This window comes from [Clostridium] symbiosum (assembly GCA_036419695.1).
In the GTDB taxonomy this organism is placed as follows: Bacteria; Bacillota; Clostridia; order Lachnospirales; family Lachnospiraceae; genus Otoolea; species Otoolea symbiosa_A.
The window spans coordinates 5,249,283-5,263,527 of record CP143946.1 but is presented as its reverse complement, the minus strand read 5'-3'; the positions used below and the strand labels follow the sequence as shown (position 1 = coordinate 5,263,527).

General features: G+C 49.4%; 11 protein-coding genes. 5 read left to right on the top strand and 6 right to left on the bottom strand.

Features of this window, described 5'->3' with window-relative positions:
• Nucleotides 1–122 precede the first annotated feature (122 nt).
• From V3C10_23415 to V3C10_23405, 3 genes are all read right to left on the bottom strand, one after another.
• Nucleotides 123–1,190: a TAXI family TRAP transporter solute-binding subunit gene (locus tag V3C10_23415; GenBank protein WVP62214.1), complete on the bottom strand. Its 1,068-nt coding sequence runs from the start codon at nucleotides 1,188–1,190 to the stop codon at nucleotides 123–125.
• A 145-nt stretch (nucleotides 1,191–1,335) separates the two neighbouring features.
• Entirely contained in the window at nucleotides 1,336–3,315 is a 1,980-nt protein-coding gene (locus V3C10_23410) for a TRAP transporter permease (GenBank protein ID WVP64693.1), read from the bottom strand.
• A 384-nt stretch (nucleotides 3,316–3,699) separates the two neighbouring features.
• Nucleotides 3,700–4,527, bottom strand: coding sequence for a MurR/RpiR family transcriptional regulator (locus V3C10_23405; protein ID WVP62213.1), 828 nt, complete (start codon nucleotides 4,525–4,527; stop codon nucleotides 3,700–3,702).
• A gap of 283 nt (nucleotides 4,528–4,810) precedes the next feature.
• Between V3C10_23405 and V3C10_23400 the strand changes: the two genes are divergently transcribed.
• The 3 genes from V3C10_23400 to V3C10_23390 are packed head-to-tail and all read left to right on the top strand — an operon-like array spanning nucleotide 4,811 to nucleotide 7,832.
• Nucleotides 4,811–6,184 carry a sodium/glutamate symporter gene (locus tag V3C10_23400; GenBank protein WVP62212.1) on the top strand — a complete coding sequence of 458 codons (1,374 nt, stop codon included), beginning with the start codon at nucleotides 4,811–4,813 and terminating at the stop codon, nucleotides 6,182–6,184.
• Between the two features lie 58 nt (nucleotides 6,185–6,242).
• A complete protein-coding gene (ftcD, locus tag V3C10_23395) occupies nucleotides 6,243–7,148 on the top strand; it encodes a glutamate formimidoyltransferase (GenBank protein ID WVP62211.1) in 906 nt (301 codons plus the stop codon).
• A 48-nt stretch (nucleotides 7,149–7,196) separates the two neighbouring features.
• Complete coding sequence (locus V3C10_23390) at nucleotides 7,197–7,832, top strand: cyclodeaminase/cyclohydrolase family protein (protein WVP62210.1); 636 nt, start codon at nucleotides 7,197–7,199, stop codon at nucleotides 7,830–7,832.
• Nucleotides 7,833–7,951: 119 nt separating this feature from the next.
• Here V3C10_23390 and V3C10_23385 read toward each other — a convergent pair whose 3' ends face one another.
• Both V3C10_23385 and V3C10_23380 read right to left on the bottom strand, forming a co-directional pair.
• Entirely contained in the window at nucleotides 7,952–9,541 is a 1,590-nt protein-coding gene (locus V3C10_23385; GenBank protein ID WVP62209.1) for a D-alanyl-D-alanine carboxypeptidase family protein, read from the bottom strand.
• Nucleotides 9,542–9,768: 227 nt separating this feature from the next.
• On the bottom strand, nucleotides 9,769–10,470 hold the full coding sequence (locus V3C10_23380; protein ID WVP62208.1) for a TIGR01906 family membrane protein: 702 nt from the start codon (nucleotides 10,468–10,470) through the stop codon (nucleotides 9,769–9,771).
• A gap of 335 nt (nucleotides 10,471–10,805) precedes the next feature.
• Here V3C10_23380 and V3C10_23375 point away from each other — a divergent pair, with 335 nt between their 5' ends.
• Together V3C10_23375 and V3C10_23370 are read left to right on the top strand one after the other, a co-directional pair.
• On the top strand, nucleotides 10,806–11,492 hold the full coding sequence (locus tag V3C10_23375) for an HAD family phosphatase (GenBank protein ID WVP62207.1): 687 nt from the start codon (nucleotides 10,806–10,808) through the stop codon (nucleotides 11,490–11,492).
• A gap of 25 nt (nucleotides 11,493–11,517) precedes the next feature.
• Nucleotides 11,518–12,555, top strand: coding sequence for a LacI family DNA-binding transcriptional regulator (locus V3C10_23370; protein WVP62206.1), 1,038 nt, complete (start codon nucleotides 11,518–11,520; stop codon nucleotides 12,553–12,555).
• 198 nt (nucleotides 12,556–12,753) lie between these two features.
• On the opposite strand, the gene V3C10_23365 is transcribed toward V3C10_23370, so the two are convergent.
• The gene (locus V3C10_23365; protein WVP62205.1) at nucleotides 12,754–14,163 is read right to left on the bottom strand and encodes a sodium:solute symporter family protein; all 1,410 of its coding nucleotides are present in this window, start codon (nucleotides 14,161–14,163) and stop codon (nucleotides 12,754–12,756) included.
• Nucleotides 14,164–14,245: the final 82 nt, after the last annotated feature.

Here is a 14,245-nt window from a genome sequence, read left to right as displayed (position 1 = left end):
ACATTGGAATTATAGGATTTAAATTAAAAGATGGTATGAAGAAAGGAGGGTATCTCCCCGGCCGGTATATGGCCTGAGAGATACCCTCCTTTTTGAAAAAGGATTTTGATTTTTTAGTAATTCTATTTCAGCACGCCAATCTCTTTATAATATTTTGCAGCGCCGTCATGGAGCGGCAGGTCTGCAATATCCGTGATGGCATCCTCTGCCTTTAAGCCGGTCATGGAGCTGTTGCTTTCAGCCAGCTTGTCTACGTTCTCCCAGAAAGTTTTTGTCAGATCGTAAACCGTATCTTCGTCCAGATCGGCCGTTGTAAACATAACCATCTTGATGGCTGTTGTCTGGATATCGGAATCCTGGCCGGAGTAGGTGCCTGCCGGAATAGTAAATTTGGCATACCAGGGGTACTGATCCTGAAGAGCCGCAATCACATCATCGTTGATATTTAACACTTTTGCATCGGCGGTGGAGGTAGCCTCTGTTACGGCTGAGTTGCCGAGAGCCGCCATGATCCAGGCGCCGTCAAGCTGTTTATTTCTCATCATGTCTACTGCTTCGGTGAAGCCGATATTCTCGATTTTGATGTCATCCGGGTAGGTGAGTCCGGCTGCTGTGAAATGGTTTCTGGATTCTCCCTCTGTAGAGCTTCCCACAGCGCCGCTGGCAAAATGTTTGCCTTTTACATCGGTCAGGCTGTTGATGCCGGAGGCTTCGGTCACTACGACCTGGTTTGGATTGTAGTAAAGACCTGCGATCACGCGGAAGTTTTCGTTCTTGCGGCCGTCAAATGTTCCGGTTCCTGTATAGGATTCGTAGCAGTTGCTGCTGATGGCGATACTCACCTGAGCCTCTCCGTCCGCCAGCAGATTCAGGTTCTCAACACCGCCGCCGGATGCCTGGGAGCTTGCTTTCACATAATCAAGCTGTGTACTCCAGAGATTTGTAATTGCAGCACCAAGCGGGTACAGGGCGCCTGTGGTAGCAGCTGTCGGAAAATTGATCGTTACGGTATCTTTTTTGTCGCCAGTGGCTTTTTCGTTGCCTGCCGCTGCGCTCTCGCCGGATTTTGCCTCCTCCGTCTTTGCAGGTTCCTCTTTACTGCTGCTGGAAGAACCGCAGCCGGTAAGCATGGCTGCGCCCATGGCAAAGCATAAACCCATGGCTAATACTTTTTTCATTGATTTTTTCATCTCGTTTTCCCTCTCTTTTTAACATTTTTCCTTGCATAATATATTAATTGGTTTATTAATATCTGAATTGGATGCGGTGAAAAACCAGGCACCGCACAAAATGAGGCTGAATACTGGAACAGGCTGAACACAAACCAGGCGAAGGTCAGCAGGCTGTTGCATCCGGATCCATTTTATGTTTTTTCACGGCCGTATACTGGAACAGGAGCACGGCTGCAAAAAGAACGACTCCCACCACATCGGTAATCATTCCGACATCGATGCCGCAGAATGCAACAACGAGAAGAATGGCACGTTCCGGCAGGCTGCAGATCCTCAGGAGCATTCCCTGGAGCGCTGCGGCCAGGGCAATAACGCCGATGGTTGCCGTAGCGGCCGCCACGGCAGTGGCTGTCAATGAGGCGTCCGTCACACCGATCAGCAGGATCGGGTTTCCCAGGAAGAAGAACGGAAGGATAAATCCGGTCAGTCCCAGCTTCACCGCAATCAGCGAGGTCTTTGTCTGATTGGAGTCGGCAATACCTGCCGCCACATAGGAGCTCATGGCTACCGGGGGTGTAATATTGGACAGGCAGGCGTAAATCAGACAGAACATGTGGGCGGCAACCGGATTTGCACCAATCTCGATTAGAACCGGAATTGCCACGGCCACCACGATAACGTATGCCGCTACTCCGGGAACACCCATTCCAAGGATAATGCTCATAATCATAACCATAAAACCGCCCAGATAGAGCTGGTTTTCGCCTACTACACGCAGAATCAGATAGCCGATCGTCAGACCCAGCCCGGTCAGGGAAACGGTTCCGATAATCACACCGATCACAACGCAGGAAACGCCCACGCTGACTGCGCCTTTCGAGCCTTCCACTGTGGCATCTATGATATCACGGAAACTCATTCTGGTATCTTTTCTGAGCCAGGAGGCCAGTACTGTGGAAAAGGTGGCAAATACAGCAGCATAGAGTGGTGTATAACCCGCGACGATCATACCAATTAAAACAACCAGCGGGATAACCAGGTGGCCCTGCTTTTTAATTACCTCCATGGCGTTCGGAATATTTTCCGGGGCCAGGCCCTTGAGCCCCAGCTTTCTGGCCTCAAAATGTACGGAGAAGAGCAGGGATAAATAGTAAAGGAATGCGGGTATGCACGCCGCAATCATAACCTTGCTGTAGCTGATGCTTAAAAATTCCGCCATGACGAATCCGACCGCGCCCATAATCGGCGGGGCGAACTGTCCACCGGTGGATGCCACGGCCTCGACTGCGGCGGCAAACTCTTTCTTGTAACCGGTCTTTTTCATCAGAGGGATCGTGATCGTTCCGGTGGTTGCCACGTTGGCAATGGCGCTTCCGTTGATCATGCCCAACAGGGCGCTGGCCAGAACCGCTACCTTGGCAGGTCCGCCCGGACTTCTTCCCACCAGCGTCAACGCCAGGTCGTTGATAAACTGGCTGAATCCGCTGTATTTCAAAAATGCCCCGAACAGTACAAAAAGGAAAATATAGGTAGCGCTGACGCCGATGCCGACGCCGAAGATTCCCTGGCTGCCCCAGACCATGTGGCTGAGAACACGCTTCAAAGAGAATCCCGTATGGCCCAATTCTCCGGGAATATAGGCCCCGAAAAAGTTATAGGCCAGGAAGATAAGTCCCAGTACCGCCAGGCTGGGGCAGGCCCTTCTGGCGGCTTCAAATACCATCAAAAGCCCGATGGCGGCGATCCAGATATCCTGTTTTGAGAGATACCCGCCGCTCTGTGCGATCTTTGTGTAATGAAGCAGCATGTAACCAAATGCAAAGGCCGTCAGCCCGATCAGGACAAAATCCCAGATGGGGGGCAGCACACGCTTCTTTTTCTCTTTTTTATAAGTTGGGTACAGTAAAAATGTAAATACAAGCAGGAACATGCAGTGCCACATCCTGAGATTCATGGCATTCATTACGCCGATCGTGTTGACATAGAGCTGAAAGACTGCCCAGCCCGTCAGCAGAACCACCAGAAGGCCGCCGAATATTCCGTCATAGGAGCGGGTTCTCGCTTCCGCCTCCTTCTCCTCCAAAAGTTTCTGGGCTCTTTCTTCTACCGTCTCAGAAACCTCTGACTTCCCTTTCTTTTCCATCACTCTTTCATCCTCCTGTATTTCTTTCAACCCGGTATGCCGGGTGACTTGCCGCGTTAAATCGCTAAACCGACACTATTATATCAGACAAATGGGAAATAGTCAAAGAAATAACGGGGAATTGGCTGAGGAATGAGGAGGCCGCCGGGACGGCCTGGGAAGGAATGGTTAGGAACCGGGACTGAAGACGCCGAGGTTATCGCATACCATTCCGGCCAGGCTTGCGGTGGCTGATTGGTTCTGTTCCTTCGAGGAGGAAGGGGAGAGGGGTGGTCACTATGTTTTTTCATATGCCAGGAAACCAGAAAATTTCAGAATTACGGCTGTGGTGTGGCAGAAACAGGAAATACGTGTTATGCCGTATTAACAAAGCGGCCTCGCATCTCAAATATATGTATGGAAAGAATCCCCGAGCTTTTCCATATTCTCCATCCGTTCCAGTGCCCGGTCCGGGTTGCTTTTTGCGACGGAGGTAGTCAGGTACATGGCGATGGACATGGCCTCTGCGACCGGGTAGCTGCTTGAACTGGAGACCGAGAGAACGTATTCGGAGGACAGGGCGATTGGGGAAGTGTAACTGTCAGTGATGGCAATTACAATGCATCCCTTATCATAAAAATAATTAGCTGTTTCGCAGGTAATCCTTGTATAGCGCGCAAATCCGATTGCTATCAGGCAGTCGTCGGAGGTGGCATCCGCAAATGCGCTGAAATCCCCCTGTGGCAGCAAAACAATGTTGTCCTGCAGATTATTTAGAATTGATCCCAGGTATACCGCTACGGAAAACGAGGAGCGGGCTCCGATAATGTAGACGCGGCGGGCTTTTGAAATGGCCTCGACTGCGGAGTGAAAATGCGCTTCGAAGGTTTCGTTATACATCTGTTTCAGGGAAGATATATTGCCATCTATCATGGATTTTAAGGAGCTTTCAACCGGAGCTTCCACTGCGCGCTTAATCCGTTCCCAGGGAGCTAAATCCTGCTGTACATCCTTCCGGGCGCAGGCAATAAATTCCGAAAAATTGGCAAAAGAGAGCATGCGGACAAAACGCGTTATACTTGGGCCGCTGACCCCGGATTGGCGGGCAATCTCGTTGATGGACATAAAGGGAATCGTCCGGATATTTGCTTTTACAAAGTCTGAAAGTATTTTGTTTGTTCTTGAAAATGTGGAATAGTTCTGTTCGATTAACTGGATAATATTTTTCTCCAAAGGTGTTTCCTCCTCGTATGTAAGAGCGGTCGCGGAATATTACCCTCTGAACCACTGGCAATAGATTCAATATAACAAACTCTATTGTGAAAATCAACATTAAAACAGGTCTTTACAGGGCAGCAGCAAATCTGCTTTAGTGAATTCTCACAAAATTATAGGGGGGAATATGACAGAACAACCAAATATGAAATTTTAATTTCAAATTATTGATTTTTATTTTCATAAAGAGTATGATGAAGTTGCTGCAGCCAATAAAAACAGGAGGGAGGAATAAATAATAATGATCCCATTAACTGAAATATCCGGTTCGTCACTGGATGCTCTGTTTGTCTATATGGCACTGCTGGGCATTCTGTTGTTAGTTGCATCCTGGCTCAGGCTGAAGGTTCCGTTGTTTAAAAAGTATTATATACCGGCATCCCTGATCGCAGGCGTAATCGGCCTGATTCTTGGGCCTTATTTTCTCAAAGTGATACCAAAAGAAATCATGTCCGCCTGGTCCGGCATGTCCAGCCGTCTGATAGTCCTCATCTATGCACCCATGCTGATGGGGAAGAGGCAGAAAAGTGGTGGTAAAATGATAAAGCGGGCGAGTGAGTCTCTGGTTTTTTCCTACTTTGTGTTTTTTACACAATATGGTATTCCACTGATTTTAACTGCATTGGTTTTGGTGCCTTTGTTCGGCGTTGATCCTCTGTTTGGTACCATTGTTGAACAGGGCTGGTCGGGCGGCCACGGTACTGCCGGAGGCATGGCGGCAGTATTCCAGGAACTGGGGTGGAAGGACGGTGTAAGTTTATCTGTCACATCTGCAACGGTAGGTCTGGTATTTGGTGTCCTTGGAGGCATTATTCTGATCAATATCGGCGCCCGCAGAGGCTGGACCTCATTTCTTAACAGTTCTGCCGGTCTGGAAAACAAAAACGTGGAAGTCTATACCGAAAGTTCCGAACGTGAGGTTGATACACACCGCGTAATCCATCCGTCTGTTATTGATAATTTAGCATTTCATATGGCTCTGCTCTCCGTTGCCATTTTCTTCGGCTGGCTGATAAACAGGGCATTAAAAATCTGGTTTAACTTTACGATGGCCTGGTTTACCGCGGCCATGCTTGCCGGCCTGCTCATTCAGCTGATATTGAACCGTACCAGATGGGCCGATATTGTGGACCGTCCTTCAATGAGCCGGATTCAGGGAGTATCCCTGGAGTTTCTGGTGGCTGGAGCCGTGGCTTCTGTCAATGTATCCGTGATTGTAGAATATGCTACCCCGTTAATCATCGAACAGGTTTTGGCGGCGGTTGCTCTGGTATGGTGCTGTACCTGGGTCGCAAGCCATGTTTTTGGAGAAGACTGGTTTGAACATTCTATCATGCTGTTCGGCGCTTTTGCAGGCGTTACGGCAACCGGCCTGCTCCTGGTAAAGACGTGCGATCCGAAGATGGAGTCAGGAGCTGCCGAGGTATTTGCAGCCCGTTCACCTTTGCTGGCATGGGCAACAGGAGGCGGAATTCTGACGGCCATGACACCGGTTTGGGTGGTCAGATACGGAGCGCTTAGAGTCGGTCTGGTTTATTGCGCCGCCATGGTGATTGCCTTTGCAATGCAGTTTGTGCTTAGGTTCTGGCATTCACCGCAAAAATCCAGGGGGTGATGAATTCCGGCATTGACACATTCCGGCTGATTATTTTAAGCTTAAAAAGGAGACAGAAATGGAGCGTATTGTCTTAATGGCCCCAAACTTCAGTGAGGGCCGTAATCAGGAAACAATTAAACAAATCTTAACCTGCTTTAGTAAAAGAAAAAATATGCGGATTGTCCGGTGGCAGGGGGATCCCGATCACAACCGTCTGGGAATTAATGTGATTGGCGAACCCGATGCTCTCTGCGATGCAATGCTTGAGGCCATTGGCACCGCCCTTGAACTGATCGACATGAGATGCCACAAAGGACAGCACCCGCGTATGGGGGCGGTGGACGTCATTCCGCTGACTCCGCTGCGGGGGTGTACGTTAGAAGATTGTAATGAGATGGCCCACAGGATGGGGAAATGTGCCTCCGCCAGATATAATCTTCCGATCTTTTTGTATGAGGCCTCCGCCAGCTCTCCGGATAGAGTGAGTCTGGCCGAAATCCGCAGAGGAGAATTTGAGGGGATGCGGGAAAAACTTCAAAATCCGTTATGGAAACCCGACTATGGCCCTGCTGCTATTCATACGACCGGCGGAGTTACGGCGATCGGCGCCAGGGACTTTATGATTGCACTAAATATTAATCTGAATACAGCGGATTTATCGGTTGCAAAAGAAATTGCGAAACGTGTCCGCTATAGCAGCGGTGGATTCCGTAATGTAAAGGCAATCGGAGTGGAACTGGAAAAACGCCGTCAGGTACAGGTATCCATGGATCTCACCGATTATAAAAAGACCTCGGTCTATACGGTAGTAGAGTGTGTCAGGGCACAGGCTGCCAGATACGGAGTAAATATTGCCGGCTGTCAGGTAGGAATGCTCACTCTTGAAATGCTGGTAGAGATCGCCAGGGACTACCTGAATCTGGAGGCCCTGGATCAGGGGCCGTTTACACCGGAACAGATATTCGAGACATACCTGCTGTAAGATGCTCAGAGTTTTTAGAAAAGGTTTACCGGGATAGGGAGGGATGGAATGGATTTCAAGAATATGACGGTTGGAGAATTTGCCAGAGGGATCGGTGCCGAGACGCCGATTGCCGGGGGAGGAAGTGTATCTGCCCTGGCCGGGGCATACGGTGCGGCACTGATAATGATGGTTTCCAGAAAAACAGTACATAATAAAAAGTATGCCGATGAGGCGGAACGGTTTATGGAAATAATACGGCACGCTGCACCACTGTGTGAAGACCTCCTGGACGATATCCAGGGAGACATAAATTCATTTGGTAAATATAAGCAGGCATTGGCGCTTCCCAGGAGGACGGAAGAGGAAAGGGAAAAACGGAATAATGCGCTGCAGGAGGGATTAAAATCCGCCGCCCAGGCGCCATTAAAAGCTGCCACCCGTGCCGTCGACTTGATGCCGCTTTGCCGTGAGACTGTTGAGAAGGGAAATAAAAATGCTGTTTCTGATGCACTGGTAGGGATTTTAATGCTCCGGGCCGCAATTTTAGGGGCTGTCTACAACATCAGAATCAATGTTCAGTTAATTACGGATGATGACTACCGGGAGGAAATGCTCCGAAAGGCAGATGAACTGCAGAAAAAGGCATTGGAAAGCGAGGCGGAGATTTTAGGAATGGTACCGGAACTTACAGAGTGCCATTGAAGGAACGGAGAAACGGCTTTGCTGTTCCGATGAAAAGAACAACGGAACTTTCATATTCCACTGGATAAAAAAAGACCATCCTCATGTATAGGGATGGCCTTTTTTCTACAGTAAAACATCTATCGTCTTTTATGTCCTTTTTTCCTTGTACTGTCATTCTCCCGGCCGGATGAAAAAGTTCTCTTTTCCTGCATCATCAGGTCAAATTCAGCTTCTGAGATGCCGGTTTCTTTCAGTCTTTCGGCCCTGCGTCTACGCCGTTCCAGGAGCGCGGCTTCTTCCTGCGCCCTGCGCCGTTTGATGGTGAAGACGGCAAAGGTTCCGGTACCGCCGATGATGACAATTACGGCCAGTATCTTCCAGAACAGGGAAGGAATCTTTAATGTAATCTTTAATTTGCTGCCGCCGGAGCCGTCCGGTGACGATTCGGGTTCGGCCGCCTTGCCCAGGGGAGAACTGGCGGAGAGGCTCTCCGTTATGCCTTCGCTTCCAGAGTGGGACTCGTCCGGATCCTCGGCAGCGGGTGCCAGAGCGGAGGGCTGTACCTCAATCAGCGCCTGGGGCAGTTTTATTCCGGCCTCCGATACGGCGTCTTTCAATGTTAAATAAGCCTGTCCAACGGTCCTGTCGCCGAGCAGGTAATTCACGCAGGCGATTGAGCCGTCCGGCGCGCCCGCGGGTAAGGCGTAGTCCAGAGATACGGTAGTCTCGGAAAAGTCGGCGGTCATGGGCAGGATAATCCGGCTGTCGGGATCAATGGTCAGAACTTGTTTTTCCGATGTCGGTAATCCGGAGATTTTTAAATCGTCCCCTATTGTTGAGAATGTCTTGTCATAATCTGCAATCCTGACGGACTTAAAATTGGCAAAACCGAAGTTCAGCAGCGCTTTTGTGTCATTATACTGAGTCGCCGAGCTGTGCAGGATCACGGTGATAAATTTTGTATCTCCCTGCTGTGCCCCGATGACAAGCGTATTAAGCGCGATGGAGGTATAACCTGTCTTGCCTCCGATGACATCGGCGCGGTACTGGTCCGGCCAGTTTTTCTTGACCATCTTATTGCCGGGTGAGATTCCCTGGCCCTCCGGATTCTTCTTGTTGGGAGGCAGCTCATAATAGGTTGTTGCCACAATCTTGGAAAATTCCGCATTTTCAAAGGCGGCTTTTGTAATCAGAGCCATGTCGTAAGCGCTGACATAGTGAGCGTCGTCATTCAGGCCGCTGGGGTTGGAGAAATGGGAATCCTGGCAGCCGAGCTGTTCGGCCTTCTCGTTCATCAGCTTTGCAAATTCTTCGGTCGTTCCTGAGATATGCTCGGCTAGGGCATTGGCAGACTCATTGGCGGACTTCAGAAGAAGCGCATACAGGCAGTCCTTCACACTGGCCGTGTCTCCGGTGTCATAACCGGCGCTGCTGCTGTTGGACTCCACATTATACACCGCATTCTGTGAAAAGGTTACCGTCTCATCCAGGGAACAGCGTTCCAGCACAATCAGGGCGGTCAGCACTTTAGTGATACTGGCCGGTGCATAGGTGTCATGAATATTCTTACCATACAATACGGCTCCGGAGTGGGCGTCCATAATAATACCCGCATCGGATTCAATCGAGACATTATCCGGCCAATCTGTGGAAGCCAGGGCGGTCGATGGAAAAAGTCCTGTGAGCAGAAGCAGGCATAATAACATGCTTATAATTTTTCGTTTCATTCTATAATCAAATCCTGTTCTTGTTTTTATTGATTGGCAATGAAGAGTCCGCTGTGCGTACTTTTCGCTGCCTACGGGTTTCTAAGGCTTACACGCATATATTAATAATTGTAATAAAAACGTAATTACTATTTAACAGTATATAGGATTCCCATTTTCATGTAAAGAAAAATTGTCCGCATGTGGAAAAGTCTGTAAATTCAGGTAACTGTTTGCGCAGAAAGTATTCAGCGCTTTTCAGGCCCGGCCTTTGGGGTGCGGCGGATGAACCAGATGCACACGGCAAACAGCAGAGCCGTCACCAGGGCGAACAGAATTCCGATTCTGGCGGCTGTATCCACAAAAAATGGCTCCGGCACGATGTTTATCAACAAATCCGTGGCAGGATCGAGGATCCACAGGTCGTTATTGAAAAAGATTTCGTGGAAAACTATAAAATATTTTGTAAAGTTTGTGGATATCACTCCGGCCAGTATGGCGGTCAGGGCAAAAAACAGCGCGGTTCCGATACAGAGCATCCGTGGCAGCAGGCGCCGGATATCGGCCCTGGTCCAAAAGAGTACGCCGACGCAGATGAGAATCACAAGCGCACAGATCCTCCGAAGGGCGATGGCCGCCAGAAAGAGATTCCGTACATCAACCATATGGGCAATTTCCCTTTCATTGAAAAACTCACGTTCCACGCCGCCTACGACGGTAGGAACATGAAGATTGTCGCGATCACCGCGCAGGAATGCCATCATTTCGTGGGTTACGTCGAGCAGATCCTCCATCTCCATATTGACATCAGCGGTGACGTTATACTTGGCATATTCTTTTTCATAATACCCGGGGGTCCAGTAGGCGACAGCTTCCACCGAGGTGATCAGAAAAATAATCATCAGGCAGAAAGCGCACAGGATACCGAGAAAATTCTGGAAATATTTCATTATCGTATATTGCAGGAGTCCACTCTTTCCGAGGGAGGCCTGCAGCTCCTTTCTCATTGTAGTTAGGGATTATCAGAGTACATCATCAGATTGTAATAAAATCAGCGATCGACACCTAAGGGTGAATCCTCCCGTAATTCTCCTCGTAACTATGAAGGTGCTGAACAGTTGCAATCTCTCTCGATTATAACAGAAAGGAAAAGGGAGGAAAAGGCAGTGCGCAGGAAAAATTATGTTTTTTAAATGATTTTTCCTGTTCCAGGGAGCCGTACGCCTTGCAAAAAACCACCTGATTCCTGTATACTATCAGCAAAAGGCAAAAAACGGGAGGTTTTATGATAAAAGCAGTTATTTTTGACATGGACGGAGTAATAATTGACAGCGAGATGGAATACCTGAAATATATCTATGAGTTTGCCAGAGAGAAGAACCCGGATATCCGGATCGAGGACTTATACGGTACGGTCGGCACAACAAAACGGGACTGCTGGATCGTGGTGGAGAAGGCCGTAGCCAACGGGGAAACATGGGAAGAACTCAGGGAACAGTACCGCGGCCGCTGGGATGAGGTTTTTAAGCTTGTGGATTACCAGGCGATTTTCTGGCCGGAAATTCTCGGTGTTATGGATTGGATCCGGGAAAAAGGGCTTAAACTGGCCGTGGCATCATCCACCAACATTGAGCAGGTAACAAAGATCCTGACGATGAACCATGTGGCGGAGCGTCTGGAGCTGATGGTCAGCGGAGGAATGTTTAAAAGGAGCAAGCCGGATCCGGAGATTTATTTCTACACGGCTGAAAAACTGGGAGTACTACCGGAAGAATGTCTTGTAATTGAAGATTCTACGGTGGGCATTACCGCGGCCCACCGAGCCGGCATGCATGTGGCCGCCCTGATCGACAGCCGCTTTTATTTTGACAGGAGCCTCGCGGAGTTTGAGCTGGAAAGTCTGGAAGACATACCGCCACTTATTGAAAAAATATGCGGTAAAAAGGTTGACAAAAGCATAACTTTACATTAACGTTAATGTAAAAGGGGGCGACCATGTGAAAAGACCAAAAAGAACCGTGACTTTGAAAGATCTGGCTGAGAAAACCGGATACAGCATCAATACAATATCCAGAGCCCTCCGTGGGAAGGACGATATAGCACAGGAGACAATCCAGAGAATTAAGCAGACGGCCAAGGAGATGGGATATATCAATAATACAATTGCATCCTCCCTGCGTCTGGGGTATACCAATACGATTGCCGTGATTCTGGGAGACATCTCCAACCCGCATTTTGCGATCATGACAAAAGAGATTGAGAACCATGCCAGGCAGTTTGGCTACAGTGCATTTCTTCTCAATACAAACGAAAACAGTGAGATGGAGCGGGAGGCAATCAAAACCGCTATCAATAAAAACGTGGATGGGATTATAATCTGTCCGACCCAGGAAACGGATGATAACGTCAAATTCCTCATGGAATCCGGCGTACCGTTTATCCAGATTGGGCGCCACAGCGAGAAACTCGATGCCAATTATGTTGTCTGCGACGACGTACAGGGCGGCTACCTGGCGGCTAAGTACCTGATTGAGAACGGCCACAGCCGGATTCTGTTCCTGAACGGTCCGTCCTACATATCCAGTGCGAAAGAGAGATGCAGGGGATACATCCAGGCCCATGAGGAGGCCGGGATTCCCGTCTGCCGTGACCTGATCCGGGAAGTATCCGTATCGGAGAGCAATATACCGGATATTCTGGAACAGATGAAAGAGGACGGCGTGGATTATACCGCGATCTTTGCATTCAGTGACAGCATGGCCTGGGAGGCCTGGACCTGGCTTGACCAGAACGGCTTAAGCGTGCCGGGAGATTATTCCCTGGTGGGCTTTGACCATATCCAGTCCCGGATGGCAATTCCTTTTCCACTTACGACGATAAGTTCATATAAAGCGAAAATGTCCATCACCGCGGTGGATTGCCTGCGATGCAAAATAAACCCGGATTGTGAAGATGCCGGGCAGTGCGACGAGATTTGCCGCCATGTGATTAAGACGGCATTGGTGGAAGGGAAAACGGTAAGGCGTTTAGAATAGTAGGCTGTCTTGCAGCTTTATATCATAGTAGAAATCGGTGTTGAGGATAAGTTCCCAATGCCGATTTTTATTGAGTGGCAATGAAAAGTTTGCGAAAGTGCCATGCATCTATTTTTTACGCCAAAAGGGGAGCTGCAATAACAGCTCCCCTTTTGTTGATAGTTCCTTTACTACAGCTTTTTTACAGGACACCCCTCATTAAACCGTCTTTACCTCTGCATGCTTCGTACAAAGACTCACGATAATATAAGCAACAGCGGAAGGAATAATCGGGAAAATACCGCTCGGGATGATATTGCCTAATGGGAATACCATTCCCGGAATCCAGCTGATGAGTACGGTGGCGACGCCCACGATGGAGGCAGCTACAGCACCCGTTGCCGTACCGCGTTTCCAGGCCACACCGCCGACAAACGGAACAAAGCAGGCGGCTGCCAGGAAGGAGTATACGGAGTTCAGAAGTCCCAGGATACTGCTGGCGGATAATGCCAGTGCAGTCGAGGTGAACATGAATCCGATGTTGACAACGAGAGTGATTTTCTTTAACTGGGCCTCGGAAGGGTTCTTTTTTAAGGCGCCCTGCCAGATATCACGTGTCAATACGGTAGACATGGTGATCAGTCCGCAGTCGATGGTGGACATTACGGCAGCCAGAACGGCGGCAATAATCAGAGCACAAACGATAGCGGGAAGTTCCATCAGGATAACATCGAAAAATGCACTGTTGCCGGTGGCTCCATACTTAAATGCACCGTAGGAACCGATGAAGGCAGGCATCAGGGCCAGAGGGATCATAACCATACAGGAAAGGTAGCAGGCAATACGGGAAATCTTGGCGCTCTTAGCGGAGTTGATACGCTGATACGTCGGCTGGTCGGTAACCATGCCCAGCAGCAGAGGCAGCATCATTCCTGCGAAACCGGCAGCGGACAGACCGCTGAAGTTCAAGGAGGAGCCTGCCAGCGTACCGGCCTGGACAGCAGCGCTCATTTCGCCTACGGCTCCCCTGCTGAACAGAACGAAGGTGGTGGAAACAAGACCTACCAGAATTACGCCTGTCTGGATAACAGAGGTGGCAAAAGCGCCCCAAAGTCCGGAAAGCTGGGAATACATAAGTACAACCACCGCAATGGCAATGGCGCCAACATTACCAGGAAGGCCGAGTGCTTCGAACAGGGCCTTGCCTGCCATGATCTGGCCTGCAATCAGTCCGATGGACGAGATGGCGGTGCTCAGGTCATAGATGGTGCCTGGAATTTCGTTGTGATAACGTTTACGGGTGTAATCGGCCATGGACATATAGCCATTGTTATAAATAAAATTATTCAGGAAAACTGCGACCAGGACGGTGGACAAGGCGCAGGCAATACCGTAGGCAGCGCCCGCCAGACCGGAGGCAGCGCCCTCGGCGGCACCGCCGACTACGAAGCCGTTGCCAATCTGTCCGCCGATAGCGCCGCCCATCAGAAGCAGCACGCCTGCGGAACGGCCCATGCTCAAATAGCCTTCAAAGTTACTGGCCTTACTGCGGCCCATCCATCCGATAACGACCATTGCCGCGAAATAAATGATCAGAACAATTACGATTGTAGGAATCATTGCATTCATAATATTATATTCCTTTCTGCCGTGTTACACCATCAAACACGGTCTCCAGATTATTATCCTTTATGGTAACTATTCAGTATTT

Excerpts from the sequence above, each read along its gene's own strand:
- ftcD (WVP62211.1), top strand. The coding sequence starts at position 6,243 with ATGGAGCGTATTGTCTTAATGGCCCCAAACTTCAGTGAGGGCCGTAAT.
- V3C10_23375 (WVP62207.1), top strand. The coding sequence starts at position 10,806 with ATGATAAAAGCAGTTATTTTTGACATGGACGGAGTAATAATTGACAGC.
- V3C10_23390 (WVP62210.1), top strand. The coding sequence starts at position 7,197 with ATGGATTTCAAGAATATGACGGTTGGAGAATTTGCCAGAGGGATCGGT.
- V3C10_23400 (WVP62212.1), top strand. The coding sequence starts at position 4,811 with ATGATCCCATTAACTGAAATATCCGGTTCGTCACTGGATGCTCTGTTT.
- V3C10_23385 (WVP62209.1), bottom strand. The coding sequence starts at position 9,541 with ATGAAACGAAAAATTATAAGCATGTTATTATGCCTGCTTCTGCTCACA.
- V3C10_23415 (WVP62214.1), bottom strand. The coding sequence starts at position 1,190 with ATGAAAAAATCAATGAAAAAAGTATTAGCCATGGGTTTATGCTTTGCC.
- V3C10_23365 (WVP62205.1), bottom strand. The coding sequence starts at position 14,163 with ATGAATGCAATGATTCCTACAATCGTAATTGTTCTGATCATTTATTTC.
- V3C10_23410 (WVP64693.1), bottom strand. The coding sequence starts at position 3,315 with ATGGAAAAGAAAGGGAAGTCAGAGGTTTCTGAGACGGTAGAAGAAAGA.
- V3C10_23380 (WVP62208.1), bottom strand. The coding sequence starts at position 10,470 with ATGAAATATTTCCAGAATTTTCTCGGTATCCTGTGCGCTTTCTGCCTG.